The 26,004-nt window shown below is 64.2% G+C and carries 28 protein-coding genes and 1 pseudogene; 16 read left to right on the top strand and 13 right to left on the bottom strand.

All coding sequences use genetic code 11. The features are described from left to right. Nucleotides 1–21: 21 nt before the first annotated feature. Nucleotides 22–564, top strand: a complete 543-nt coding sequence (locus ABEA39_RS15005) for a TetR/AcrR family transcriptional regulator (protein ID WP_345376744.1) — start codon at nt 22–24, stop codon at nt 562–564. A gap of 33 nt (nt 565–597) precedes the next feature. Here the strand turns inward: ABEA39_RS15005 and ABEA39_RS15000 are convergent, their stop codons facing one another. After that, nucleotides 598–1,227, bottom strand: a complete 630-nt coding sequence (locus tag ABEA39_RS15000; protein WP_345376743.1) for a TetR/AcrR family transcriptional regulator — start codon at nt 1,225–1,227, stop codon at nt 598–600. A gap of 88 nt (nt 1,228–1,315) precedes the next feature. Between ABEA39_RS15000 and ABEA39_RS14995 the strand changes: the two genes are divergently transcribed. Both ABEA39_RS14995 and ABEA39_RS14990 read left to right on the top strand, forming a co-directional pair. Next, nucleotides 1,316–2,089: an SDR family oxidoreductase gene (locus ABEA39_RS14995; RefSeq protein WP_345376742.1), complete on the top strand. Its 774-nt coding sequence runs from the start codon at nt 1,316–1,318 to the stop codon at nt 2,087–2,089. 10 nt (nt 2,090–2,099) lie between these two features. Continuing rightward, nucleotides 2,100–2,837: an SDR family oxidoreductase gene (locus ABEA39_RS14990; RefSeq protein WP_345376741.1), complete on the top strand. Its 738-nt coding sequence runs from the start codon at nt 2,100–2,102 to the stop codon at nt 2,835–2,837. 399 nt (nt 2,838–3,236) lie between these two features. Here the strand turns inward: ABEA39_RS14990 and ABEA39_RS14985 are convergent, their stop codons facing one another. Continuing rightward, entirely contained in the window at nt 3,237–4,220 is a 984-nt protein-coding gene (locus tag ABEA39_RS14985) for an aldo/keto reductase (RefSeq protein WP_345376740.1), read from the bottom strand. Between the two features lie 89 nt (nt 4,221–4,309). On the opposite strand from ABEA39_RS14985, the gene ABEA39_RS14980 reads away from it, so the two are divergent. After that, nucleotides 4,310–4,720, top strand: a complete 411-nt coding sequence (locus ABEA39_RS14980; protein WP_345376739.1) for a MerR family transcriptional regulator — start codon at nt 4,310–4,312, stop codon at nt 4,718–4,720. Nucleotides 4,721–4,836: 116 nt separating this feature from the next. Here the strand turns inward: ABEA39_RS14980 and ABEA39_RS14975 are convergent. Together ABEA39_RS14975 and ABEA39_RS14970 are read right to left on the bottom strand one after the other, a co-directional pair. Continuing rightward, nucleotides 4,837–5,424: pseudogene (locus ABEA39_RS14975) on the bottom strand (recombinase family protein). 173 nt (nt 5,425–5,597) lie between these two features. Continuing rightward, entirely contained in the window at nt 5,598–6,038 is a 441-nt protein-coding gene (locus ABEA39_RS14970; protein ID WP_345376738.1) for a MarR family winged helix-turn-helix transcriptional regulator, read from the bottom strand. Between the two features lie 25 nt (nt 6,039–6,063). Between ABEA39_RS14970 and ABEA39_RS14965 the strand changes: the two genes are divergently transcribed. Beyond that, nucleotides 6,064–6,858, top strand: coding sequence for an SDR family NAD(P)-dependent oxidoreductase (locus ABEA39_RS14965; RefSeq protein ID WP_345376737.1), 795 nt, complete (start codon nt 6,064–6,066; stop codon nt 6,856–6,858). Between the two features lie 197 nt (nt 6,859–7,055). Here ABEA39_RS14965 and ABEA39_RS14960 read toward each other — a convergent pair whose 3' ends face one another. Both ABEA39_RS14960 and ABEA39_RS14955 read right to left on the bottom strand, forming a co-directional pair. Then, on the bottom strand, nt 7,056–7,565 hold the full coding sequence (locus ABEA39_RS14960; protein ID WP_345376780.1) for an MFS transporter: 510 nt from the start codon (nt 7,563–7,565) through the stop codon (nt 7,056–7,058). A gap of 83 nt (nt 7,566–7,648) precedes the next feature. Then, a complete protein-coding gene (locus tag ABEA39_RS14955; protein ID WP_345376736.1) occupies nt 7,649–8,191 on the bottom strand; it encodes a helix-turn-helix domain-containing protein in 543 nt (180 codons plus the stop codon). 899 nt (nt 8,192–9,090) lie between these two features. Between ABEA39_RS14955 and ABEA39_RS14950 the strand changes: the two genes are divergently transcribed. The 5 genes from ABEA39_RS14950 (at nt 9,091) to ABEA39_RS14930 (ending at nt 12,426) form a co-directional block, all read left to right on the top strand. Then, the gene (locus ABEA39_RS14950; RefSeq protein WP_345376734.1) at nt 9,091–10,188 is read left to right on the top strand and encodes an ADP-ribosylglycohydrolase family protein; all 1,098 of its coding nucleotides are present in this window, start codon (nt 9,091–9,093) and stop codon (nt 10,186–10,188) included. A gap of 193 nt (nt 10,189–10,381) precedes the next feature. Then, on the top strand, nt 10,382–10,591 hold the full coding sequence (locus ABEA39_RS14945) for an antitoxin VbhA family protein (RefSeq protein ID WP_345376733.1): 210 nt from the start codon (nt 10,382–10,384) through the stop codon (nt 10,589–10,591). Nucleotides 10,592–10,961: 370 nt separating this feature from the next. After that, on the top strand, nt 10,962–11,240 hold the full coding sequence (locus ABEA39_RS14940; RefSeq protein ID WP_345376732.1) for a type II toxin-antitoxin system TacA family antitoxin: 279 nt from the start codon (nt 10,962–10,964) through the stop codon (nt 11,238–11,240). A 22-nt stretch (nt 11,241–11,262) separates the two neighbouring features. Then, the gene (locus ABEA39_RS14935; protein WP_345376731.1) at nt 11,263–11,778 is read left to right on the top strand and encodes a GNAT family N-acetyltransferase; all 516 of its coding nucleotides are present in this window, start codon (nt 11,263–11,265) and stop codon (nt 11,776–11,778) included. Between the two features lie 375 nt (nt 11,779–12,153). Beyond that, the gene (locus tag ABEA39_RS14930; protein WP_345376730.1) at nt 12,154–12,426 is read left to right on the top strand and encodes a hypothetical protein; all 273 of its coding nucleotides are present in this window, start codon (nt 12,154–12,156) and stop codon (nt 12,424–12,426) included. A 958-nt stretch (nt 12,427–13,384) separates the two neighbouring features. Here the strand turns inward: ABEA39_RS14930 and ABEA39_RS14925 are convergent. Further along, complete coding sequence (locus ABEA39_RS14925) at nt 13,385–13,639, bottom strand: hypothetical protein (RefSeq protein WP_345376729.1); 255 nt, start codon at nt 13,637–13,639, stop codon at nt 13,385–13,387. Nucleotides 13,640–14,022: 383 nt separating this feature from the next. On the opposite strand from ABEA39_RS14925, the gene ABEA39_RS14920 reads away from it, so the two are divergent. Together ABEA39_RS14920 and ABEA39_RS14915 are read left to right on the top strand one after the other, a co-directional pair. After that, on the top strand, nt 14,023–14,754 hold the full coding sequence (locus ABEA39_RS14920; RefSeq protein WP_345376727.1) for a GAF and ANTAR domain-containing protein: 732 nt from the start codon (nt 14,023–14,025) through the stop codon (nt 14,752–14,754). Beyond that, nucleotides 14,751–15,467: a GAF and ANTAR domain-containing protein gene (locus ABEA39_RS14915; RefSeq protein ID WP_345376726.1), complete on the top strand. Its 717-nt coding sequence runs from the start codon at nt 14,751–14,753 to the stop codon at nt 15,465–15,467. The genes ABEA39_RS14920 and ABEA39_RS14915 overlap by 4 nt, the downstream gene beginning before the upstream one ends. Nucleotides 15,468–15,924: 457 nt before the next feature. Here ABEA39_RS14915 and ABEA39_RS14910 read toward each other — a convergent pair whose 3' ends face one another. Both ABEA39_RS14910 and ABEA39_RS14905 read right to left on the bottom strand, forming a co-directional pair. Further along, complete coding sequence (locus ABEA39_RS14910; RefSeq protein WP_345376725.1) at nt 15,925–16,344, bottom strand: hypothetical protein; 420 nt, start codon at nt 16,342–16,344, stop codon at nt 15,925–15,927. A 218-nt stretch (nt 16,345–16,562) separates the two neighbouring features. Continuing rightward, nucleotides 16,563–16,877: a hypothetical protein gene (locus ABEA39_RS14905; protein ID WP_345376724.1), complete on the bottom strand. Its 315-nt coding sequence runs from the start codon at nt 16,875–16,877 to the stop codon at nt 16,563–16,565. Nucleotides 16,878–17,612: 735 nt separating this feature from the next. Here ABEA39_RS14905 and ABEA39_RS14900 point away from each other — a divergent pair. Next, nucleotides 17,613–18,356 carry a LysM peptidoglycan-binding domain-containing protein gene (locus ABEA39_RS14900; RefSeq protein ID WP_345376723.1) on the top strand — a complete coding sequence of 248 codons (744 nt, stop codon included), beginning with the start codon at nt 17,613–17,615 and terminating at the stop codon, nt 18,354–18,356. Nucleotides 18,357–18,972: 616 nt separating this feature from the next. Continuing rightward, a complete protein-coding gene (locus tag ABEA39_RS14895; protein ID WP_345376722.1) occupies nt 18,973–20,049 on the top strand; it encodes a DUF4232 domain-containing protein in 1,077 nt (358 codons plus the stop codon). 221 nt (nt 20,050–20,270) lie between these two features. On the opposite strand, the gene ABEA39_RS14890 is transcribed toward ABEA39_RS14895, so the two are convergent. Next, on the bottom strand, nt 20,271–20,486 hold the full coding sequence (locus tag ABEA39_RS14890; protein WP_345376721.1) for a hypothetical protein: 216 nt from the start codon (nt 20,484–20,486) through the stop codon (nt 20,271–20,273). A 2,021-nt stretch (nt 20,487–22,507) separates the two neighbouring features. Between ABEA39_RS14890 and ABEA39_RS14885 the strand changes: the two genes are divergently transcribed. Further along, complete coding sequence (locus tag ABEA39_RS14885; protein WP_345376719.1) at nt 22,508–23,233, top strand: RES family NAD+ phosphorylase; 726 nt, start codon at nt 22,508–22,510, stop codon at nt 23,231–23,233. Then, a complete protein-coding gene (locus ABEA39_RS14880) occupies nt 23,234–23,731 on the top strand; it encodes a hypothetical protein (protein ID WP_345376718.1) in 498 nt (165 codons plus the stop codon). A 476-nt stretch (nt 23,732–24,207) separates the two neighbouring features. On the opposite strand, the gene ABEA39_RS14875 is transcribed toward ABEA39_RS14880, so the two are convergent. The 3 genes from ABEA39_RS14875 to ABEA39_RS14865 form a co-directional block, all read right to left on the bottom strand. Next, the gene (locus ABEA39_RS14875) at nt 24,208–24,759 is read right to left on the bottom strand and encodes a hypothetical protein (RefSeq protein WP_345376717.1); all 552 of its coding nucleotides are present in this window, start codon (nt 24,757–24,759) and stop codon (nt 24,208–24,210) included. A gap of 18 nt (nt 24,760–24,777) precedes the next feature. Next, entirely contained in the window at nt 24,778–25,230 is a 453-nt protein-coding gene (locus ABEA39_RS14870) for a hypothetical protein (RefSeq protein WP_345376716.1), read from the bottom strand. A 276-nt stretch (nt 25,231–25,506) separates the two neighbouring features. Further along, entirely contained in the window at nt 25,507–25,932 is a 426-nt protein-coding gene (locus tag ABEA39_RS14865) for a hypothetical protein (protein ID WP_345376715.1), read from the bottom strand. Nucleotides 25,933–26,004: the final 72 nt, after the last annotated feature.

The raw sequence follows: 26,004 nt of genomic DNA, 5'->3' as shown, positions 1-26,004 counted from the left end.
GAACCTACTCGAGATCGCATCGTGCGGGTCGCCACCGACCTTGCCGAATCGGACGGTCTCTCGGCTGTCACACTTCGCGCTGTCGGATCGGCCGCCGGCCTCAGTCGCGGCGCCCCCTACCGACACTTCCGTGACAAGTCCGATCTCCTGGCTGCGATCGCCGAGCAAGGCCTCGCCCGGATCCGTCGCGCGATCCTCAACTCCGACCCGTCGCTGGACCCCGGCCAGCGGCTTTCAGCGGCGCTCTCGGCCTACGTGGCGACCGCCCGCGCTGAGCCCGTCGTTTACACGTTGATCTTCAGCGCCGATCTTGCCACGGACCACCATCCCGAACTTGTCAGCGCGGGCCTCGACGCCTACAACACGTTCGTCGACCTCGTCGATGAGCTCCTCCACGACCGGGACGCGTCCAGGTCTGCGGCGTCGAAGCTCTGGGCCGCCACCCATGGAGCGCTCACGCTAAGCCTCGCCGGGCACGGCACGAAAGAGAAAGGCCTCGACGACATCGATGCGTTGCTGCGCGAACTCGCCCTGGCGGTGCTCGCCATGCCCAGAGGCACCTGAAGCCGGAAGGGGCAAAGGCAAACGAGGGTTTCGTCAGCGCCTCTGGGCCCACGCGATGATTCCGTCGACGATTTCGTGCTGCCACACGCGTGTCACGGGTTCACGACTGACCAACAGTCGGTAGAAGAGCATCGACGGGAGCACAGCGGCAAGAGTCTCCCTGTCGACGGACGAGGACATCTCACCCCGGTCGTGGGCTCGGTCGAGGGCCGTTCGGATGGCGGCGACCCTCGGCTCGATGAGAGCGTTGGTGACGACGGCTCGTAGCTGCGGGTCTTCGCGGATCACCACGAGCAGCCCTTCGAGGAGCCGAGTCTTCTGGCGCGTCGCCTTCGCCGTCTCGGACCCGACAATCGCCGTGAGATCACCCCGAAGAGTGCCCGAGTCGGGAACCACCGAGTCGGAGGCACCCAGACCCGACCGCAGGACCGCGTCCACGACGAGGACCTGCTTGGTGCCCCAGCGCCGGTAGATGCCGGCCTTGCCGGTCCCAGCACGGGTCGCGACGGCTTCCATCGTCATCGCCTCGAACCCACCGGCGACGAGAAGCTCGAGGGTCGCCTCGATCACGCGGTCGTCGACCGACGGGTCTCGCCGCCGCCCCGGCCGCCCGGGCGGTTCGGCGATCCGACTGGCTCCGGGATCCTGCACTTGCGCGTCCACCCGGCGAGTGTAACATCGAGACCTGTCGGTTTCGAAACCAATCAGTCTCTTTTCATATCCCGATGGAACCGACGCGGAAGGAAGCACCATGGAAGCGCAAGTACAGCTCGGTCGGCGACTTGAGGGCAAAGTCGCGGTGATTGTCGGCGCCGGCGGTGAGATCGCCCGGGCGGTCATCGCCCGGTTCCAGGCCGAAGGCGCCACCGTTGTCGGCATCGACAGGCAGGGCGGCATCGACACCGAGGCGACACTGTTCGAAGCCGATATGCGGCACGAAGACGCCGTCGTCGAGACGATCCGCACAATCATCGAGAAATTCGGCAAAATCGATGTGCTCTACAACAACGTCGGACCCCTCAGCCGTGAGGATCGTGCCTTGGAGACGAACACCGTCGAGACCTGGGACGCCGCCTTCAGCGATCTCGTGATGCCGGTTGTGTTGACCTGCAAACACGTCGTGCCCGTCATGCGCAGCAACCCGGACGGCGGTTCGATCATCAACACCGGGTCGTTCCTCGTCGGGCAGGGGTCGATGACGGCGCAGACCGCGTTCAATGCCGCGAAGGCCGCCGTGACCCAGATCACGCAGGATCTCGGCGTCCACCTGGCTCGCGCCGGTGTCCGGGTGAACTCCCTGAGTCTCGGCCCCGTCGACTCGCCCGAGTCACGCGCGATGTTTGAGCAGCTCGGCCCGGACGGCGTCAAGGCCCGCCTGATCCATGTCCCGACCGGCCGGTTCGCGACCCCGGCCGAGATCGCCGGCGCGGCCGTCTTCCTCGCCAGCTCCGACGCCGGCTACATCACAGCTGCGAACTTCCCGGTCAACGGCGGGATCCCCGGCGCTTACACGATCCCCGAATAGGAAAGACTCCATGGCTTCCACGAATCCAGCACCCTTCGACGGCGAGAAGGTCGTCATCATCGGCGGGACCTCCGGCTTCGGCCTCGCCACCGCGCAGGCCGCAGCCCGCGACGGGGCCGCCGTCGTCGTCATCTCCCGAACTCACACCTCGGTCGACCGCGCGCTCGAGCAGCTTCCCGCTACGGCGACCGGTCTCGCCGTCGATGTCCGAGACGAGGCCGCCCTCCGCACGGCGTTCGACACCGTGGGCGATTTCGATCACCTCGTCTTCACCGCAGGCGACGCCCTCCGCCCCATGCCCCTCGTCGAGACTTCCCTCGACGACGCGAAAGCGTTCTTCGATGTCCGGTTCTGGGGCGCCTACGCCAGTGCCAAATACGGCAGCCCGCACATTCGCCCCGGCGGCTCCATCGTCCTCACAGCCGGAACGGCCGGCCGGCGTCCTTCCGCGGGGAGCGCACTCGGCGCCAGCGTCAGCACTGCGATGGAGGGGCTCACGCGGGCTCTGGCCCTCGAGCTCGCACCCGTGCGGGTGAACCTCGTCATCGCCGGCCTCATCCGCACCCCACTCTGGGACCCGTTCCCGGAACAGACACGCGAGGCGATCTTCGCGAGCACCGCTGCGCGCATCCCCGCCGGACGAGTCGGCGAGGGCGAGGACATCGCCGCCGCGAACCTCTACCTCATGCACCAGGCGTACGCCACCGGCACCTCGGTCGTCGTCGACGGCGGCAGCCTCCTCGCCTGACCCACGCCGACGCCACCCCGCCGTGGACGTCTCGACTGGCCTGGGCTTCACCGGCAGGCTCCACCTTCAGGAGGGAAACGGCGACCCGACCTATCAGGCTCATAACCGACCCACGAGAGCGATCTGTTGGGCGGCACTGCCAGTACAAAAGGATCCCGCCTCTGAAATCACCCATTCGCAGGACCGAGCGAACGCTTGAGGTTCCGTCAGCGGGCGCGGCGTCGGTCAAGCAGCTTCTGCAACCAGTTGCGCTCGCCCTTCGGTCGCGTGATGCCGACGTAGTCGAGGACGCCGCGCAGAGTCATGACCAGAGCCTATGGCGGTGTCTCGATAGGCGATCGGCTGTCGGACGTAAGGAACTCTCGGCCGCGCCTGCTGCTGCGGGGCGTCCCGTTCGGGTCAGCCGCGGTCGCGGGCCATTCCTGCCTCGGTGTTGCGGGTTCCGGCGGCCACGCCATGGGGAGAGGCCGCTGCGATGCGCTCGAGATCGCCAATCGTGAGGACGACATCGACAGCGGCGGCGTTCTCCTCGACCCGGGACGGCTTCGTGGTCCCGGGGATCGGGACGGTGCCGGCCTGAACCAACCACGCGAGAGCTAGCTGCGCAGTCGTGACGCCTTTCTCGTCGGCGATGACCTTAAGGGCGTCGACGACGCGGAGGTTCGCATCGATCGCCTCGTCGGAGAATCGGGGCAGGTTCCGCCGGGCGTCTCCTGCGGGAAGGTCGTCCTTGCGGGTGACGGTGCCGGAGAGGAACCCGCGGCCGAGCGGCGAGAAGGGCACGAACCCGATCCCGAGCTCTGAAGCGGTGTCGAGGACACCGTTGTGCTCGGCATCGCGCTCGAAGAGGCTGTACTCGGACTGGATCGCCGTGATCGGGAACGTCGCGTGCGCCCGGCGCAGGGTATCGGCTGACGTCTCGGAGACGCCGATGTAGCGGGCCTTGCCGGCGGTCACGGCTTCAGCCATCGCGCCGACGGTGTCCTCGATCGGGACGTGCGGGTCCGCACGGTGCAGGTACCAGAGGTCGACGTGGTCGGTGCCGAGGTGCCTGAGGGACCGGTCGATGGCCCGGCGTGCGTGCTCTGGGGAGCCGTCGAGACCGATCGGCTGGCCGTCGTTGGTGAAGTCCGTGGCGAACTTCGACGCGACGACGACGCTGTCTCGATCGGAGCCCAGCACGTGGCCGAGGAGCTTCTCGTTCTCGAACGGCCCATACGCCTCCGCGGTGTCGAACAGGGTGATCCCAAGGTCGAGCCCGCGACGGATGGTCGCGACGGAGCCGGCTTCGGTTGCACCGCCGTAGAAGGCGCTCATGCCCATGCATCCGAGCCCGAGGGCGGACGTGACGAGGCCCTGGGAGCCAAGAGGAATCTGCTGCATGTGTGTTCTCCGTTCGTCGCCGGGATGACCCGGACGATGACGACCCTCCACCCTGGTGTGCGCACCATGTCAAGTGGGAGACTCGGCTCATGCTGCTTCCCGAGGTCCACGTCGGCGAGCCGATCACGATCAGCGCCGCGGCGGAGCTGCTCGGCATCACCGTCGACACGATCCGCTACTACGAGAAGGAAGGGATCGCGCCAGCTCCTGAGCGTGGTCAGGATGGGAGGCGCCGGTATGACACGGCGTCGCTCAGCTGGCTCGCCGGGACGGTGATGCTCCGCGGGACCGGGATGAGCGTGCAGGAGATGCGCGAGTACGCGGCCGCGTACAGAGAAGGCGCTGACGATGCCGCACGGCTCGCGCTCCTCGAGCAGCACCATGCGACCGTCCTCGCTCGGCAGGCGGAGGTGCAGCGGCACCTCGCGGCGCTGGAACGGAAGATCGAGGCGTACCGCGAGACCATCGCCGCGACCGGCGTCGCACGACAGACGCTATGACCTTCTGCCCGGTCGACCACCGCATGAGAACACCAGCTGTTGCGCTCGGTAGCCGTTCCTCCTTGGAGGGCGAGGGGTAGGGCGGCGCCACTGTCATGACGTCGCCCGAGTGGGGATCAGTGAGTGGACGCGGACTTGGCGTGTTCGATGGTCCGGTAGACCGTTGTTCTTGAGATGCTGAACAGGTCGGCGAGTTCGGTCTGGTTTTAGGTGCCTTCGTTGTACAGCAGTAGCAGGTGCTTGATCTGGTTCGGCTTCAGCTTCGTTCGCTTGCCGCGCAACCGGCCCTTCGCCTTGGCGACTTTCATTCCCTCGCGGGTCCGCATGCGGATCAGGTCGGCCTCGAACTCGGCCACCATCGCGAGCACGTTGAACAGCAGCCCGCCAACGGCGTCGTTGGGGTCGTGAACGGAACCGTTCATGCTGAGCTTGACGTCGCGTTTGGTTAGCTCCTCGAGGATGTCGCGCGCGTCCGGAAGTGACCGGGCGAGGCGGTCGAGTTTGGTGACGACGAACGTGTCGCCGGCTCGGCAGGAGGCCATCGCTTCACGGAGTCCAGGACGGTCGCGGTTGGTGCCGGTGAGGCCTGGGTCGGCGTAGATCCGGTCAGCGCTGACGCCAAGAGCGGCGAGGGCGTTTCGTTGGGCGGTGAGGTCTTGCTCTTCTGTGGACACGCGTGCGTATCCGACTAGTAGCTCATTCATGCCACCGGGATACGACTGACGCCTGGCACCCACAAGACCGGTCTTTACGAACGGTGGGGGTCCGCTGACCGCTGTCATTGAGGAAATTGCGGAACGCGTCGCACATTCGAAACGCTTACGCCGACAGTCAACAGGCCCCGAGCGGATTGGGCGGCGACCCGCTTCGACAGCGGTCAAGAAGCGGCAGGTCGGGACAATGCCTTGAGTACGAGCCAGAAGTCGTCCGTGGCGAGTTCTGGAACATGCGTGAGCAGCCGGGATCGGACCGCGTCCGCATGGATGACTCGTGCCTGGTGCGCGAGCACCGTCCCATGGCTGGTCGGAGTGATCGTCCGTTCCGTCAGATTCCCATCGCGACTGATGAGGCCACGGTTCGCCATCCTGTCGAGGTGCTTCGAGAGGCGGCTGCGTTCCCAGCCCAGCTGATCCGATAAGCGTTGCTGCCGAATGCGCTGCCCGGGCTCCTCGACGACACGCGTCAGGACGGCGAAGTCGCCAGCTGACAAACCCGTTGCCGACGAGATGATCGACTCGATGTCAGCCAGGACCATCTCAGTCGCGCGCTTCCACGTCACCCACTTGCTCATCTCGGCGTCCGAAAGAAGTTCAGCCATGAAAGGATCCTAGCTGCTTGTTGACATGGAAACACACTCGGCTCATACTGTTGCCATGTCAACACGAAAAACAGTTCTCATCACAGGCGCCACGTCCGGAATCGGCTTGGAACTCGCACGCCGATACGCGGACAGCGAGGCAGACGTGTTCATCACGGGCCGCCCCGGAGCGCGCTTCGACAATGCACAAGCAAGCGTTCAGGGATCCAAGGCCATCCCGGGCGACCTGTCCCGCCCAGAGGACCGAGAACATCTCGCGGAGGTCATCCGATCCGGCCCCGGGGCCCTGGACGTTCTGGTCAACAACGCCGGCATTCAGAGGCGGGTCTCCATCGCCGCCGACAAGGGGCAGTGGCAGGAACGACAGCAAGAACTCGATCTCCTGCTGGCGGCACCCATCCACCTCGTGCATCTGTTGACGCCGCTCCTCCTGACATCGGACAAGCCAAACCAGGCGAAACAGATCGTGAACGTCACCTCAGGCGGCGCTTTCTTCCCACAGGTGTTCGCCCCGGCCTACAGCGCTGCGAAAGCCGCGTTGCACAGCTACACCGAGAACCTGCGATTCGCCTTTGCGAACACGGCCGTGGCGGTCACGGAGCTGATCCCGCCAGCCGTGGCGACGGGCCTGGGCGACACCGGCCCAGGACACGGGGCTGACCTCGACGCCTTCATAGACGAGGTCTTCCCTCAACTCGAGCTCCGGTCGGAGTACGTGGGCTACGGCCCGACTGCCGCGCCGGACTTCCGATCCCGCCTCGCAGCGGACCACGACCGGTTCCTCGCCACGAGTGCACAGTCCGACGTGTTGCGCCACTGACGACTGGCGAGGCGACGCCTTCACGAAGAAGGCGACGGGAAACTCGAGGGCTTCGGTAATCGTCACAGACGAATCAAGGCCCCTCGAACAAGGCGTGATTACGAGACGGGCGGATCATGCGTCGCCGTTACAACGCTGCACAGGCGCGGAGAGGGTTCCCGCGCGGGCGCAGACTAAGACGCACTGTGGCGGTCCGCCTAGCGGTCCTGGTCCACGAAACCGACAGCAGTTCCCAGCGTCCCAACAAGAGCCAAAGCGGCAGTCGCGAGAAGACCTATGGGCGGCGAGGCCACAGCGATGAGCAGCGCGGTGAGCAGAGGGCCGGTCGTGAAAAGGAGTTCCTCGCTCACGGCGTCGACGCTGTAGGCGCGAGCACGGAGGGGGCCGGCTTGCGTCAGCGAACTCCACAGCACGCGCATGGCTGCTCCCAGCGGCGGCGGAACGATCCCGACCAGGGCCGACATGCCGATGAGGGTCCACGCTGGCGTGCCTCGGGTCCCCGTGAGAAGGGCGAGGACCACGAGCCCCACCGCGTATGTCGCAGCGAGCGTGTTCAAGGCTCGCCGTTGCCCAAAACGGTCAACATAACGCGCTCGATACGGCGAAGCCACGACATTGGCCAAGCCGAAGGCCCCGGTCGCCGCACCAGCGGCAGCGAATCCGTGCGTGGCGCCCTCGACGGAGTACAGAAGCGACAGGGTGACCATGGCGAACGACATCCGGCCGGCAAGAGCTGGGAGGAAGACTCGAAGAGCCCCGGGGACGCGGAGCACATCTGTGTAGCCGCCACTCACGACGCCACCGGCTCTGCCGCTCCCACCTGGAACAACATCAACGTGGCAGCAACTCGAACACCCTCCTGATCCTGGCTGGGCAGAGCATTGTCCGACAAAAGCTGGCCCGCCTGCCGAACGAGATCAGCAACGCGCGACCACACGTCTTGCGGAACAGTGACTTCGGCATCCGTGAAGACGATTGGAGTGTCAGGGACGAAGCGGGCGCTGCGGCTGACCAGTTCTGCTGCCATCGCACCTGTCAACGCGTGGTGGCCCTCACGGTCTCCCGTGGCTAGAACGGCGCCACTGTCGGGATCATGACGGTATCGCTTAGCGATACCACCCCGGACCGCCGTCGTCTCGACGAGATCGACCAAGCCGGCATGGGCAAGACGACGCAAGTGATAACTGACATTGGCTTGAGACTCCCCGAGTCGGCGAGCCGCTTCCGCCGCACTCAGGGTCTCCCCCGTGAGAAGGGAGAGGAGTCTTAGGCGCAGTGGATGCGCGATCACCCGAAGGCCGGCTAGCTCCGTGGCGGCGTTTTGACCAGGCATGGCCCCAATGTACGAGCAGAAGAGCAGGACCACCAAATAGATCTTTGGGTGTTGCTAAAGCCTTCCATCCGCGAGACAGTCCCTCGCGCCGGCCGTCCGAAGGCTTATCCGCCTCGACGGAATTTACATACGGCTCAAATGTGCAAATGAACACGGGTAGGCGAACACCCATGCTTGATTCGGTCTTCCCCCCTCGCCCCGAGGCCGTCCTGGCCGAACGATTAGGGTTCGGCTTTCGCTCCTATCCAAAGGAGATCTCGGGGATCATCTGATCGTGGCGATTCCGGAGGAGAGTGATGGCATGGAACACGATTTGATGGTGTCGAGTTCGCGGGCGCGAAGCTCGGCCACCTTCCCTGTTGAGACTCCTCGCGAGTCACTGCCCGCATTGATCTCCGAGGTGGTCCGCACATCGAGGCGCTTCAAGCTCAAGGCCGCGACCGCCGCCGGGGCCACTCTTACCGTGGGGTTCACCTGGCGAGTGTGGGCTGGCGTAATCGAGCTCAGCTTCACACCCGGACAAGGGAGGGGGACACAGGTTGAAGCGAGTTGGAGACCGACCGTCGCTACGATTGTTCTCGACTACGGCCAGGGCGCCAAAGATCTTCGTCGACTCTCTAAGGAACTCCTGGCCGCAAGCGAACGGTAGGGGTCCGTCATGGTGCGCCCTGCCGCCGTCGCGTAGCCATCACCGAAGGCCACCATTCAGAGATCAAGTCCACAGGTCGGGGCTGGGGCGTGCGGCCTCGGCAGAGCCGATCGTCTCTGGCACCGACGACCGAGCATGCGTCTCTTCTGGGTACTTGTGTCTGAGCTGAGGCGCGCCTCAGAGTTATTAGCCTGTTGTTGTGAACTCACCAGCGCCCGACCGGATCGCTCTCGAGAGTTACAGGTCGCGTGTGCGCGGCGCCCTGCTCGGCGGTGCGATCGGCGATGCGCTCGGTGGCCCCGTCGAGTTCTGGGACGCTGCGCTCATCCGGCAGGAATGCGGGGATGACGGGGTCCGGTCATTTCTGCCGGAGACGGTCGACGGCAGGCCCGTCTACGGCCGCATCACGGACGACACGCAGATGACGCTGTTTACAGTCGAGGGCATGATCCGGGCGTCGGTGCGCACCGATCGTGGGCTCGGCTTCACGGTCGCCGTCGTCCACCACGCCTACGACCGGTGGCTCGATACCCAGTACCTCGCTGGGCCGGACGGCGAGCAGGACGGATGGCTCATCGACGAGCGCTGGCTGTACTCGCGCCGTGCACCGGGGAACACATGCCTGTCGGCGTTGGAGGCGGCGCGGGCCGGTCACCGGAAACTTGAGCATTTCGGCGACGCGGCCGTGAACCAGTCCAAGGGATGCGGTGGGGTCATGCGGAGCGCCCCGTTCGGGCTGCTGCCGCCGTGGACGTCGGTGGCTCCGGAGTGGAAGTTCGACGCCGCGGCCGAGGCCGCCGCATACACGCACGGCCACATCACCGGCCGGCTCGCCTCGGGGGCACTCGCCATGCTCATCGGCGCGCTCGTGGGAGGTCAGCAGCTGGGCGAGGCGGTGGGCACGACGCTGAGGGTACTCGCCCAGCACCCGGGTCACGAGGAGACGCTACGAGCACTCGAGCGGGCGGTGGAGGCAGCGCAGCAATCCGAGCCGCCGAGCGTGGTGACGATGGAAGCGCTCGGAGCCGGCTGGGTTGCCGAGGAGGCGCTTGCGATGGCTGTCTACGCCGCCCTAGTCCACCCCGAGCCGGGACGGATGCTGGACGCCTTGTCGTTCGCGGTGACCCACTCGGGCGACAGCGACTCGACTGGGGCGATCTGCGGCAACATCCTCGGTGCTCTGCACGGCGAGGCGGCGCTGCCGCCCGAGCTTGCCTTCGAGGTCGAGGGACGCGGCACGATCCTGACCATGGCCGACGACTTCGTGTATGAGTTCACCGCCGGCAGGCGCCTCCACGGCGACTACGGCCCGTATACGCGGTGGACGAAGCGTTACCCGGGTTGGTGACCCTTGAGAGATAGAACCCGAGGCGTGTAGGCGGAAACGCCGGGGCCAAGCGGCCTGGCGGAGAGGCCCGATTTTCCCGGCCTGCCGATACGTCGAAACTCATCGCCAAGACCTGAAGCGTGAAAATTTCGCAACTACCGTTTTTTGCCGTGTGTCCGGTTGACTGAACGGATAACGGCAAGGACAGGTGGCCATGACGATCAAGACTGCGCAGCTCTCTGAAAGCGAGCGCGCCCGCTGGCAGCAGATGGTCGACGAGGTCCGCACTTCGGGCGCGCTCGAGGGTGGCCATGCGTCCAATGTGACGCACGCAGCGCAGGATTCCTGGGTTCGTGGCGAGTTCACGTTCGAGCAGATGGGCGACGCTATTCGCCGCACTCACCCGTCAACTGTCGGCCTGTAAGAGGTAGGGCCTCCGATGACCGACCATGGGTGGCCGGCACGACCGAGTCTGAGCGCTGGGACGGGGAACTCGATCCTGAGATGGAATGCTCCGCACCCTGCCAGCGCAACCGATCCGCACAGCCAGCGGGTTGCGCGAGTTCGAAGACTCACGTGTGAAGCTCCGCGCGCTCGAACTCAAGGTCAACCCAATCGAGGACGAATTCTACCGTGAACACCTGCAGTCCTTGGTAACGCGAAGACCTTCGTAGGCGATGGGGGTTTCACGGGAGAAGCTCTTCCAGGCCGTCACGCCACTGTCTCCCTAATTGGGAGAAGCGCCGACAACATCCATTCCCATGATGTACGCCTTATGGGCGTACAATCGGCGCATGAGTGATGTGGTGGTGAAGAGTGGCAGGTTGGCGGTGCGGGTGACGGCGCGGCAGAAGGACACGATTGAGCGTGCGGCTGCGTTGTTGGGGCGGAACGTGACGGAGTTCTCGGTGCAGGCTTTGACGGAGCGTGCGGAAGAGGTGTTGACGGATCGGAAGCTGTTCGCTGTGTCAGAGGAAGCGTGGGGGGCGTTTATGGCGCGGTTGGATGCGCCGGTGCAGGCGGTCCCGGAGGTGGTGGCGTTGCTTCGCCGTCCCACCGTCTTCGACCAGTGACCCTTTTCCGGGGTGTTGCTGCGTGAGCGGCTACACCTCCCCCACCCCCCTCACCACCGAGCACGACGTCACCGGTTTCATTTCGGGCCAGAGTTCGTTGGATTCGTGGTTGCAGAACCGGGCTCAGAAAAACGATGCCACGGGTGCGTCCCGCACTTACGTCACGACCCTGACCGGAACACCCACCGTCGCCGGCTACTACTCCCTTGCCGCGTCCGCCGTGGAGCTCGAAACGGCACCGGGGAAGGTGCGGCGGAACATGCCCGCCCCGATCCCGGTGATCCTGTTGGGACGTCTTGCCGCTCACGCCGACCACCAAGGCCAGGGCCTTGGCGGCTCGCTTCTGCAGGACGCGTTTCTGAGGGTGGCGAGTGCAGCGGATGTCATCGGGGTTCGGGCGCTGCTGGTGCATGCGATCGATGAGAGTGCGACCCGGTTCTACCTGCACCACGGGTTCACCGCGTCGCCGTTGGATGAGCAAACCCTGTTCCTCACCCTGGATGCTCTGCGCGCATCCATCACCGAAGCCAGCCACTAAACCCACCCCGCACCACTGCCAGTTCTGACTCTCGAGCGTCAGCGAAGCGGCCGGCACCGGTAGAGGACCTGGCCGATATGGACGGCGCCCGTGGGGACGTCCAACCGCACCGCGACGACTTCACGCGCCATCACTTTGGCCTCTGCTCGGGAGCGTGCTTGCGTCCGCAGCGGCAACAACTCTCCGTCCAGAGAATCTGGACGTCGTTGCGACCGGGAACGGGACAGAGCACGGCGTAGCGGTCGGCGCCCGTGAATGCGGACATCCAGGGTGGTTACGGTGACATCGATCGCTCAGTGACCATGTGAGATTCCACCCCAGCCCCCGGTGGCATGCTCAGGGTTCCGTGAACCGGCGGTCATTAAGGGTGCTGCCATGCAGATCAACAAGCTTCGGATCGACGGCCACCTGCTCTACCTCGAACCGTCTCAAAACGTCGCCCAACTGAAGGAGCAGATCCTCGCGTCCGCTCGTGGAGTGGCGGAGTTCATCGACTTCAGCCCCGTCGGCTTCGGTCAGATCTCGGTCTTGATGACGCCGACGACGCCGGTGCGTTTCGAACTCGAAGAGCACACGGATGAACAGGTCGCCGAGTGGGAGAAACACCCACCCTTCGAGAACTACAACCTCGACGACTTCGAAGTCTGACTGGGGGCCAGCCCCCGAAGTCACAGGCGGAAACCAACAGTTTCCACGTCGAAGAGCCCCTCGATGTCTCTAAAACGGCGGCGTTCCTCGAGGTCCACGCCGGGGCCGAAATTGGCGAATGTGAGGTAGTTACGCGACAAGTTCGAGTGGTCGTCGTGGCTGGATCTGTGAGCCGTAGCTGATCACCAGGCCAACCAGTATTGACCCGTGGGGTACGCACTCCTCGAGGAGCCGTACGAGACCGGCGTGCGTTCCCGAGTGCTGGCTGATCTTGGCGTAGTTGTTGCTGCGATCCATGCAGATGGCGTAGCCGTCCATGGTGGACGCTTCCCTCGGTGGTTCGTCCCGAATTGCAAGCGTGGCACAGATGGCGTCCTGGCGGGGCGAAAGAACAACATCTGTTGCACAATGATTCTGATCCCGCTCTCTAGGCTCGTACCCGAAAGCTCACCGACGAGCTCGTCGTCCTCCACAACGGAGCCATCGCCTCGCAGCTGAATACAATCACTGGGCTCGGGATCACAGCCCGCCGGACGGGCGTCCTTTTTGGGTTGGGTGCGTCCGTTTTCCCCGACATCGTGCACTAGGGGTTCCTCTTTGGGAGTCAGCGGAGCGAGCGCCTCTGCCTGCCACGGTTGCTAGGGACAGGTGTTCCCACTGAAGGCTTTGATGATGCCCTCGATGCGGACAAACGTGGCCGTGCCATCGGAGCAGGCAGGCCGGCAGGAGGTCCCGACAACGTCACCATCTTGCGGGCGCTCATCGGTAGCGTCAGCCCAACGGGCTGCTGGAGTGTCGGTGCTGGCTAGGCTGGCGTTGCGGCTTCCGAGTTGCTACCGCTACGCGAGAAGATGCCGAGGTCTTCACGAAGTTGAAGGGTCGCGTTCGGGCGGCCCGTCTGAGCGCGCGGCGCCGCCTGAACACGGAACTCATCCGCGTTCCCTGGTCCATTGGAACATCATTTTCCCACGGCCAGATTCAGAGCGACGGATGAGGCGAAGATCAGCCCGGCGAGATCCTGCTGGATAGCGGACAACTGTTGCCACGCCGCGATGGGCATGGTGGAGCCGTCTTCGAGTCCAGCGACCACAGCCAAGACGCGCACCCGCAGGTCCGCGCTCCGTAAACGCGAGACCGGTGCTGTGTTGTCGAGATCCATAAGGATCTGGAGTCGGGTAGAGGCGAGCGCAGCAAAGATTGGGTCAACGGTCATGGTTGGGCACGTCTCGTCCGATCCAGCCGACCGTTGAGGACATGCAACGAGCGCCTAACAAACTGTTGAATTACGGGTGCTCATCTGCTGCTGCTGGCCGGTCGGAGTTCGACACGGCTCGCTTCCCGTCATCCGTTGAACGGCTGAAGGGTTCGAGGGCGACCTAGAGGCTGTCGGCCGTTCCTGACATCAGCGGGGTCTGCGCCGATGCCGCTGACCTTACGCCTCGCCGCCCCGTTCCGCGAGCATGTATCTGGCCTTGAGTAAGTTCATCGGCTACGGCTCCCTGGTGGTCACCCAGGAAGGCAGGTCCCGCTCGGTTGAGGATGATCAGCAAGCCCAGGGGTGAGGACGACCGCGGGTGGTAGCTGTACGGTTGCGTCATGTCCCTCGTTCCCGAGTCGAACGATGCGTTGGATCGATGGGCGAAAGCCGTCGGCTCTATCACGGACACGCCGTCGGCGACCTGGACGTCTCCTTTCATCGGATTGTTAGCAGCGGACGGCGCTTCGGTTGCGACCTTCGGGGACATCCTCGGAAGTGAGACGCTGTGGTCCAGCGGCCCCGTGGCGGCGCGTCTGGACGAGGCGCAGTTCGATCTCGGCGAGGGCCCTGCTTGGGACGCCCTCCGCACGCGCACGCCGATCCTTGTGAGGGCAGTGGACGATCCCATGATGCTGTTATGGCCGGCCTTCGTTTCCTCTGCCGAGCACGATCACGTGAAGGGTCTTTTCGTGTTCCCACTCCTGATCGGCCCGTTTTCACTCGGCGCGATCAGCGTCTTCACGCTCACACGAGCGACCTTATCCTCCGAGCAAGTGACGCTAATGATGAGGGTGGCAGAGGCCCAAGCGCGCTCGGTTTTGCGGTTCGCTGTCGGTCAGGCAGCCGATGAATCTGAATCCGATGACGGACGACGCCATTCCCGGCGCGCCGTCCATCAAGCGACCGGTTTCATCATCTCCCAACTGGGTCTGTCCGCCGCCGACGCCTATCTCGTCCTTCAAGGCAGGGCGTTTGCCGATGAGAGATCCATGAGTGATCTGTCGGACGACGTCATTCACGGTCGTGTGGAGTTCACTACGAACCAGAACGGAATTGAGGACGCATCATGAACACTCCCACGCGTGAAAAGCAACTCGTCGACGCTTTCACGACCCTCGCGGACACTCTGGTTGTCGGGTATGACGTCGTCGATCTTTTGCAATCCCTGGTCGAAGACTGCCGTGACATCCTTGATGTCGAAGCGGCTGGCATCCTCCTCGCCGATGCGACGGGCCGGCTCGAGGTCGTGGCGTCAACAAGCGAGGCCAGCAACCTCGTCGAGATCCTGCAGGTCGATGCGCAAGCCGGCCCCTGCTGGGAGGCCTTTACTACTGGCGAGATTGTTCGCCTCCCCGATCTGGATGCGGAGCCGGAGCGGTGGCAGCGGTTCCGCGATGAAGCCCACGCACGAGGCTTCCGAGGGGTCTTCGCCATTCCCCTTCGACTCCGAGACGACATCATCGGGACGTTGAACCTCCTGAGAGTCCAGACCGGCGACATGTCCGAACGCGACATCAGAGCCGCGCGAGCATTGGGTGATGTCGCCACCATTGGGATCCTTCACGAGCGATCCCATCAGGACAGTGCCGTGGTTCGACGTCAACTTCAGAGCGCTCTTGATTCTCGTATCGCTATCGAGCAGGCCAAGGGGTTCATCGCCTACCAGAATGGCGTAAGTCCGGACCAGGCCTTTCAACTCATTCTTGCCTTCGCTCGGTCGCACAAAATTCGGCTGTCCGAGGTCGCCACAAGACTCATCGAACACACGATCACCCTCAGCTGACTGGCGTCTCGCGGCAAGGCCACACTCACGCCAAATAACCCACACCACGCAGAGCTGCACACGTGTTGTCGGGTCGCTCGACAACGCTCCCCTCCTGGAATGACGTCTCAATCTACGAAGCGAAACCTCGGGAGACGCTTACGGATTTCAAGCAGCCTGGATTTCGGGTCGCTCGCGGCTGCCGCATTGCACGGACGTCCATTGGAATCGCTGTAGCCGATGGCGCCTCAGAGGGACTGAGACAACGTCGCCAGGCCTGGAGGCAAGGAAAAGACCCCCGAACCAGCCTACGCCAGTCAACAAGAATATTTCATTCACTACATGACACAAGATAGCTTATCGGCGCAGCTGAGTGACCGGCGCGGGCCCATCAATGGGCAGGAATGCGGTTAGCGGCGAAGGGCCTCCAGGATGTTCGTGGCGGCTGGCGTGGCCGTCGAATCCGGGACCTACGGGTTTACCAGAGCGCCTTGCCATCATCGTCGTAGAGCGCCTTAATGGCGGGCACGAACAGCACTTCTGCGGCCGAGACCGCGCGCACCATCTTCTCGGCGTCGAATCGGCCCGAGATCAGCCACACCTCGCGGTCCTCGTGATTACCGTGCTTGACGCCGGGGAAAGAAAGAATCGCTGCCTCAACGGCAGCGTTCAGGGCAGGCTGGACGACGCCGTCGCGGGCCCCCTCCGTCGCGGCCCCCCCCACGCTCCAGCGCCACTTCCGGTTATTCCGGTGGTAGCCGGCGTCCACGCCATTCGGCCACGTCCACACCGGGTGGCGGTAGTAGACCCCGACCCCCTCCATGTCCGTGTCCAAGCCAGTCACCCAAGAGGTGACTTGGCCGTCGTCGTCGTACGTAGAGCGTTCGATGTCTCGCACACGACCAGCCTCCCGGAACCCTTCTGCCCCCAGCAGCCCCAGACGGGGTGCCAAATCGGCATCCACGGGTCTGGCTCGGCACCTGCACGACTGCGAACGACATCGAAGCGAAGGGGCAAACCTTTCTCGACCTGGAACCCGGATCGTCGAGCGGACCACCAATCGGCTCGTCAGCTTGTCGACGACGGAACGGGGAGCCCCGAGAGCCTCTGGCAGTACTAATGTGAGGTGGCCCAGATGGCTTCGACCCTGTAGCTCTGCTCGTGCCGCTTATCGATTTCGTCGTCGTCGCAGACGCGAACCTGCAGTTCATAAGGCTTCAGGGTTGCATTGGCTTGGTCCACCGCCAGGCCGAACGAGTAGGGAACGCCCGCGTCTGCCTTCTCTCCGGCCAGAACCACACCGTTTCTGGCGGCGTACTTGATCACGGCGTCGGCGTCGGCGTTGGGGTCGTGGTGCCAGCGACCGTCGGTCTCTACGTCAACTATCTGAAAAACAACAGTCGCCGTCGTTCCTAAATTTACATTCGCCATGGCTGTCCCCCTCAAGCTCCGCACCCATCGCGTTGCCAGCAGATATCAACAAGTTGCGGAACCGCGATGCGGTCTGACTGGAACCATTTTTCGTCGGTCCGGCCGGTCACATCAGTTCACTCCGCGCCTCCGTTTCGGGCTTTAGTTGAAGGCCTGAGCCACTGGTTCTGCTCGGCTTGCCCTCCCATTGTCACCGTTTCCGCGTACGGGAGTCGGGTGCGGCGGGAGCCACGACAGATCAGGAGTCTGACGCTGTGAAGCGACGTCCTGGCTGGTCTGCTCCATTGCCTCCGCTCGCAGGTCCTCGCGGTGGTGACGCCCAACAACGCTGCAGACCCCGGGTAGAGGACGGCAGAGAAAACCATAATGGTGACAGCCCGACAGGCAAGGGGGTTCTTGGCGCCCCCGACTCGCTGTGGGTGTGGAATGTTCCTCTTGGCTCCGCGCCGGCCATTGTGCCTCCGCCGTCACCGTCCCGGTCTCAGAAAACGTGGAACCTCGCAGATTCCCAAAGCTTCATCCTGGCGAACAACAGGTGACGCAGGTCACGAACTCCCGCCTGGACCCGACCAGAACTCCGGGCCGCATCAGTTTGCTGACAGCGGCATTTCTCGTATGGTCGAGACCATGGGGAGAATCGCTAGGCCTGGCCGGCCAACATTTCGAGTTGCCGCTGCCGCATTGGGCTTGCTCATGACCGCTGTTGTGACTGCAGGATGCACAACAGCAGCCTCCATGACCACAGCGCCGTCTCACATGCCTTCGTCCCCCACGCCGACCGCGGTTTCGCCTACGGCTCCGAAGCACTCGACCTCGGACACCTGGGCGGAAACGGACGTCCCCAAGCGGGGGCTGATCGTTGCCTCCGCCGACGTCGCCACCCCCACCGGGAAAGTGGGCTTCCACGTCGACGTCACTGCGACCGGCGAGGACACCTACGCGATCAGAACCACCGACTTCCACTCCAACCCGCCCGGGGCCGCTTACGAAATGTTTTTCCGCCAGTACGACGAGTCCGTCGGGTCGTGCATCACCGACGGTGTCAGTTTCGGCTACGCCAGCTGGGGTGGACCAAACAGCACCGCCCAGGCCGTGCCCCCACAGGTGGACCTGACCCAGGCCGGAGACGACCCCAGCTTTCTGAAGAACGTCGTCATCACCACCTCCCCAGCCACACTGACTTCCTGCCTGTGGCAGGTCGTCGCCGTCACACCGCTCACCTGGCACACCCCGAACCGACACCCAGGCCTTGACCCACACGACACAGGAAACCGCCCCGGAGCGACCGGGACCGTGACCGCCACCAACGGAACCCTCCGGACGTACACGACGGCAGCGGGCGACACGGAAGCCGGACTCGAGAAACGGTTCGGGATCACGCTTCGCGACCTGCAGTACCTCAACGCAGCATCAAAACCGGGAAGCCCCTTCACCCTGTACGCGGGACAGCAACTCAATCTCGACCCCCTAGCCCGATAAACACTCGCCTCGGAACACCCCGGGGCGACCTACCGCGTCGGGCAAGGCAATTGCCTGGAAGCGTCGATCGGTTTGGCGCCCCCTAAGCGATTGTGACGCACGCCGACCGTCTCTTGCCGGCGTGACTAGATTTGCCCTCTGCGGGGCAGGGTCAGCACGGTTCTGAGGATTGCCCTGTGGTCCACATGGTTGTTGGTCTGCGTCGTGGGCGTCGCCTGGTGCGTGCTGAGCACGTTCCTTGCCGCCGTCACCCTTTTCCGCGATCAAATAGGCCCGGGACAGACTGCGCCATCACGACATTTCCTCGACGCGGCAGCCATCGTCAGCGTGGCAGGGGCCAGGGCGGTCCTGCTTCTCGCCGTCAGCCTCCTCGTCGCCAACCAAGGCCGACATCCACAGCAACCAGCCATAGCACTCCTCCTTGCCGATGAGTGGAACACTGATCGGCAAATGGGACGACGGCCAAGAGACCGAAATAGTCGGGCCTCTCCTGCGAGAGACAAGCGTTCCTTTGTGACTGGGTATTCACCCAAGAGCTTTTGGCCGGTCGGATAGGGTCGGCTGCGTGCATCGTCTCGGGGGATCAAATGTCATCGTCGGTGCGAGCGTGGGAGCTGTGGCATGGTTCCTCGCGGGTCTTGCCGCTCTCGGGGTGTCCGCCCGATCGGAAAGGCTCGCTCCAATCACCGACCTCCTCCTGATCCCCACGGTCCCGGTGAACACATGGCTGCGCCACGGACCATGGAACCTGATCCTGCCAGCCCTCGCCGCGGTGCTGTTCGGGACATTGCTCGCCTGCGGGTATGCCATCGCAGCCCGGAACACGCGATGGGACGTGGCCGGTCGGCTGCTTCGAGCCGCTGTCGGCTGGCTGATCGGAGTCCTGGCCGGAGCGCTGACAGCGGCAGTATGGCTGCTTGCGGCATCTCTGGCCGACCGTGAGCCGACGGGACTGCAGTGGGCGTTCCGAGAGGATCTTCCGGCAACGCTCGCCGCTGGCCTCTTCGGCGTCGTGTGGGGATGGTTGCCCGCACTGGTCCATGGGTGGCCGGCGGCACGTGCCGGCCGACCGGCGACGGTCGTCACCGTCGCCGTGTCGCTGGTCGTCGCGGTCCTGGCCAGCGCGGGCCTGGTGAACGGCCTTTCCGCGTCCACCAGGCAGGACCGCATCGCCGCCGGCGGCACCCTCAACGGGTTACCAAATTCCACACCGATACCTACCCCCACCCCGACACCGCCTCCTCGGATTGCGCCGCACCCGGTCATGCCCGGCGCTGACTGGTGCGCCGACGCCGACGTCAGTATCACCGCGTCCGGCGTGCAGGGCGCCCTCGGGAATCGTGCGATGACGCTGGTACTGACCAATCGAGGCGCGAAGCCGTGCGTCGTCGACGGGTACCCGGATGTCGCATTCGCTGGAACCGACAGCGGCGCGGTCGCAGCGACTATTACCGATGGCAGCTCTTACGTCGCCCACGATCCGGGAGCAAAGCCCATCACGATCGCGCCTGGCTCAACGGCCGACTCGGTCTTGGGTTGGGGCGCGGGAGCCCCAGGCGCCACCGCAGTCACCGTCCTCGTTGCCCCCTATGCAGGCGCGGTCCGCTCCCCGCTGAATGTGACCACCGGCATCACTGACCAGAACACCGTCGACGTGACCGCATGGGCAACACCAACCCCGAACGACAACTAACTAACCCAGCACCCACCGTTTTTCGCGTTGCATCGTGCCGAAAAGGGGTTCCCGACGTTCAACGAACAGTCGAGCCGAACGATGAGGGTTCGGCTATGGGTCGCCGTCACCTTCTTCCCGCACGCTGGTGGGAACGCAGAAAACGGCGGCCGATCTTGCCGTTCCAGCTCAGTTCATCGATCTGTCTGAGTCCCGGACGCGCACCCTCCTTTTGATGCGAGTTAGCCGACCTCGTTGTCTGTCCCGGCGAGCACGACGTCGTCGACACGTCGGTGGAGTCTTTCCATGGCAGCGAGGGTTTCGTTGGAGGTAGTTTGGCGGGCGTCGAATCGATTGAGGATGCTCAGGAGTTCGAGGCGGAAGTTGGCGCTGTCCATGAAGGAGAGCGCAGCCGACTCGTCGATTGTTTTCACGACGTCGAGGCGGCTCTGAATCACTGCTGCGACTGTTTGATCAAACGCCATCGTTTGCCTGCTCCTGTTGGGGCCGAGAGGATATTTCGCCAGCCAGTTCGACCGCTCTCTGACGAGATTGGAAAATGTTTCCGAGTGGAACGTCCCGAGGTTCAAACATTTGCCCCGGTGGTTTCGGCCGAGCCCCTCAATGCCGTTCCCTGCCCACGTGTCTAAAGCAGTCAGGGTTGATCCTGCGGGCGGGGCCTTTGCACGTGGGTGATGTTTCCCTCTGCGGTTGGCGAGCCGTGTTTCGTGCAATGAAACGGTGGTGGTGCGGGCAGGTCCGACGCTGAATCAGGAGACGACGGACCCGCCAAGTTGCCTGACGGGCCCGTCTGCACTGACGAGGTCCAAGCCGCTCATGCCTGAGGCTACGACCTTCACGATCATTCGCCTATGACGAACCCATAAGTCGTGCGGGAGGGCCGGGACGGGGCGGGATGGCGGTCCTGCAGCGCTGGGGGATGCGCCCCGGACCGCCCGGCATGGTGAGTGCCTGACCCTGCACCCTGATTCGATGCAGAGGTGACGAGAACTGTACGCCCAGTACCCCATCCGCGCGTGACGTCTTTCTTAGGGCCCTCAGGCAGTAAGAGGCCGACCAAGATAAATCAGGTTCGCCTGGTTCCTTGCCCAGCGGCATACGCGTCTTGGCACGCGAGCGCGACGCAAAAGGGTGCACGTGCGGCGCAGCCGTGGACACCCACGGGCACTGCTTTTTCGTCCGCGACTCTCTGCCCTCCTTCCTCGAATTCGGCGCTTACGCTGCGAAACAGTGAGAGTCGATTCTCCGCAGACCCGGACCGCCGGGCCGGGTCTGGGGACTCGTATCGCGGAGCGCGCCTGTGGAACTTGGTTTGCGGGAACGCTTTGTGCGTCTTCACCGGCTGTGATCTGCTCTTGCGTTCCCTCCCCATGGAGCACCAACCGCAGATCACGGCCGGCTAGGCGCTCCTGAGCGTGTAGACCTGTGACGACGCACGGCATTGAGGGTGTGCAGCAGGATCGCGTTAATGACGTCGAGAACGATCGCTGCGCCGAAACCGACCAGGCACGAGAACCCGGGTTCCGTCGACCAGGAGAGAAACTCCCCACGGGGCGTAGCTACCCGCGAGAGACCGCTCTGTCCATCAGCCCAAGAGCTGTATTTCCGATCTCGGACGCGGTGGGAAGGAGAGGCGCAAACGTCACAATCGCACGAGACGAACCGAGCTACTTGCTGGCCCTACGAATATCCGGCACCATCACTGGTGGCTGACGGGCCACAGCCTGGCATCGTCCATCATCTTGAGCACGCTGTGGTCTCTGTATGCGGTCTTCCGGCCTCTAAAGATTGGCTCGGAGTCCCACCTTCCTGCGGCGGATTGGCCTCTGTGCTCCCTGCTTTTTCGCTCTAGCATCCGTGCCGTTCATTGTCTTCCTCCGCTCGCGCCAGCGCACAGCCGCGAGCCGCATCAGCGAGACGAAGTCTCGACCGAACGATCCTGACCGCGCGTCTAGCACCCTCCGCGGGCATTGAACGTCTCCAGCGGGGCGCCGGCCAAGACGACTGACGAGGGTCGATTTGAGGTGTTGTTAGTGAGTATTCTGGCCTGTGATTCGGGTTGTGTTTAGACTGGGATCATGTCGATTGTTACTCCGGGACTTGGGGCGTATGAGCGGTCCGTTCGAGCTGACGTCCCCCAGTTGGTGTCCGCGTTGCGAGAGCTTCTCGGCGCCCAGCTCGTCGCCTATGTGGGCCATGTGGCGGAGACGCGGGCGGTGCGCCAGTGGGCTGAGGGTGAACGAGAGCCGGCCGCGTCGACAACGCAGCGACTCCGGGTCGCTTATCAAGTCGCGGGGCTTCTCGCGGAGCGCGACAACGCCCGGGTGGTGCAGGCCTGGTTCCAGGGAATGAACCCGCAATTAGATGACGTCTCCCCCGCGCGCCTTCTTCGCACAGGAGACCTCGAGACCGCAGGACCTCAGGTTCTGGCGGCCGCTCGAGCCTTCGCCGCAGTCGGTTGACCGCACTCCAGCCGGCGATCGCCTCGCGCAGGAATCCGGGCGAGGTGTGGCGGATCGGCTACGCCCCAGAGCCGTGGCGGTGGGTGGATTGGCGTCACGCGAACGGGAAACCCTTCACGGGCAGGTGGGACTCCCCCGACGCCAACTACCGCACCATCTATGCCGGCTCCACTCTCATGGCATCGCTGGTGGAGGTCCTGGCGAGGTTCCGCCGCGACCCCCTGACCGACGCCGACATGGGCACGATCATCGTCGATGAAGTCGATGCCGCCCTTTACCCGACGGTCCCTGCCGGCGTCGTCGATCCGGGCTGGTTCGATGTTCGCCTGAAAGCCAGAGCGACCCTTTCTGGTTCATTTGCTGATGTGGCGGCCGCGTCGACGGTGGCAGCGCTTCGCCCCGTGTGTCTGCCTCTGGCTCGTGATCGCTACAGGGCGGCCGATTTTGACATCTCCACATTGCAAGACAGCGGCTACCGGGAACTGACGCAACTCGTCGGTAAGCACCTCTACGAGAAAACCGACCCCGATGGAACGGCCGACTTCGATGGCATCCGGTTCCTGTCCCGGCACGGAGCAGATCTCGAACTATGGACGCTCTTCGAGCGCTCCACGGGCCATGACCCCTCCGCCCTCCTTACCGATCTGCACTCAGCCCCTGTCCTGCCGAGTGACCCAGACGTGAAGGCAGCCCTAGCGCTTCACGGCCTGACCGTCGACTAAATGGGCATGGCCGTGACACGTCTCTCTGAGGAAGACCGGTTCTGGTCGCATGTCGTCAAGGGACCCGAACCCGATGATTGCTGGTTGTGGACGGGCGCGATCTCAGACGACGGTTACGGCCGCTTCTGGATCCGACGGGAATCCGGCCAGCGAGCGGTCCGACCGCAGCGGTATGCGTACGAGCTCGCAACCGGCGAAGCATTGCCGGCGTCGACTCTGCTTCTGCATTCCTGTGACATCCCGATCTGTGTGCACGCCTCGGCGGATCTGAACGGGTCCCATGTCGCGCCTGGTTCGCACCGGGACAACATGCTCGATCGCGCTCAACGGGGCCGTTACCGGAACCGGCACACCCTCCGCCTCGGGGACCTCCCCCGCCAGGTGCGCGTCCAACGCTCCTTGGACCTCCGTAGCGTGATCCTCGACCACGGCTGGAAGCCGGAACTGATCAGCGCGGCACTGCTTGGCGTGGAGATCACTCACCCGCGACTGTTCTAAACCGCCGCCCCGACATGCACCTAACGGTCACACCGAAACTGATTCTCGGCCTCGTCCGACACGAGACGCGGCCTACACGGATGAACGCCAGCATCGCACGGTAACCGTGACCGCGAAAAGTCCTGCGCTGTGCAGAACATTCCGAGCAATTTTCTGGTCCGTGGTCCGATAACTGAAAACGTTGAATAGCGGGTTCGCACCAGCCCTTCACCGGCAGCAAGCATCGCGCTGATCGCCCGTTCAACCTGTTGATAACGCTGTGGAATTCTCGCTCTTCAGCGAGCGGCTCCCGGCACGGTGATAGCTCCAGGCCACGGAACCGGCCGGCGGCTTCTGTCGTGCTATCCGCCATCGGATCGTTGCGGTTCGCCGCCCACGAGGTGATCGAGTTCGGTGGCGGGATGGCATGGCTGCTGTTCACGGGGAAAGGGGCCGCGTCCGAAGACGCGGCCCCTCGACCTTGCACCCGTCGTGGGTCAGGATGCGTTGACGTGGACGAAGGTCCATCCGGTTTCAGGGACGTTGTAAATGGCGGCGCTGCCGCTGGCGTTCAGGGCACACTGGGTGTTCTCGATGTACTTCTGCACGGTGCCGCGGTGCTTGAGCGACCCGATCTCGAGACGTCCGTAGCTCCAATTCGAGGGAACAGTCCAGCTGCCACTGCTGGTGCTGGTTCCGGAGTGAGAAACCCCCACGGATACTCCGATGTCTTCCTTGATCGCGGCAAGCCCCGCGCTCACGGTGACTCCCGTGGTCGAGGTAAAGGTTCCCGAGACGGTGAACGTCGTCGACCGGCTGATACTCAACGTGACGCCTCCCTGGCCCGTGACGGCGCTGTTGGCCCCGCTCGCCTGCGTGAAGGTCTTGGACGAGTCAGATGCCTTGTACCGGACCACTCCCCCGGGGCAGGCTCCCTGCGGGGTGACGGCCGCCGGTGCTGCAGCGGTCGGTGTGTCTGCGTTCGCGGCGACTCCCCCTCCCGCGAGCAGTGCTGCGGTCAAAACAACGGTTGCGATGATCTTTTTCATGGTCCCCCCAAGGGATTGTCAGGTGGTGCTAGGAATTCCGACGAGCCAGAACGATGTGGTCTTCGGAAGCGTGATGGTGACTGTAGGGGCCGTCGCGGCGTCGACAGGGATGCCGCCACTGTTGGCGACGACGTGACCGCAGGGGCCGGAGAAGTTCTTCCCCATCGCGACGACGAAACGGCTGCTCGGGCTGCAGGAGACGTAGAACGTCACCCGCGTCGTGCCGGCCGGAAGAGACTTCAATGTGTAGCTGCGGCTGCCCGTGCCCTGAACATGGAGCACCGGATGGTTTGCGGCGTCGGTGTAGAGGTCGTTGGACGGGTCTTTGATTTGGACCAGGGGGTCCACCGCCGCAGACACTGACGGGGTGGGCCTGTCGGTCTGAGAGGCCGAACACCCCCCAAGGGCTGTGACGCCAATGACCCCGAGCACGGCCATCATCAGGGGCTTGTGCGCGCGCTGAATCTTCATTGCCACCCCCGAGTAACACCGGTCCCCTCGACCGGTTTTCAGAACCCTGGCAGAAACGTGACCACGAGCGCAAGCCCGAATCTTCCCCGCCTGTGTCGCCCTCAAAAGAGGCCGACTCCTGATCGCAGCACGAATGACAGAGGATGCCCGTTCAACTTTTGGGCCGCTATGAGAGCTGGTAGTTCCCTGGTGCAATGCCGTACCGCGGGGCGCCGTTCAGGACCTTCTGGGCGTGCCGAGCTATTTGGGGGCGCTCGAGTGACCTGAGGGCTGTGGTCAAGCGGCGGAGCTGTCGACCGAGGCGGAATGGTCCGACCCGGCGTGGGCCGTGTCCGCGGCAGACGCCATCGCGGGGGCGGGTTTTTTGACGTTCTTTGTGGGGATGCCGAGGCGATCGGCAACCTCGCTGCGAGTGACGCCCTGAGCAAGCATCGCCACGATCACACGGTCGGCCTCGGACCTCGATTGCGCCAGCCGCTCCGCGCCACGGCTTCGCACGGCAGCGAGCTCCTGTTCGATCTCACGCTCGATGGACTCGAGACCATCGGTGGCAACGAAGTAGTCCACGGCGAGTTGCTCGAGCTTGTCCTGCTTCTCCCGGAACGCGGCTGCTTTTTCGCGGGCGCGTTTGCGGGCGGCGGCTTGGGTGGCGGACTTTCGGAATTCAGCCATGGTGGTACTCCCCTGATCGATTTGCTTCATTCAGTATGCCCACCGCCCGCCCCAATCACGATCCACGGTGAAGGGTGTGGCCACTCCCCCGGGGCATGCAGA

This window comes from Frondihabitans cladoniiphilus (assembly GCF_039544345.1).
In the GTDB taxonomy this organism is placed as follows: Bacteria; Actinomycetota; Actinomycetes; order Actinomycetales; family Microbacteriaceae; genus Frondihabitans; species Frondihabitans cladoniiphilus.
The sequence above is the reverse complement of the archived record's forward strand: the minus strand, read 5'-3'. Positions and strand labels throughout refer to the sequence as shown.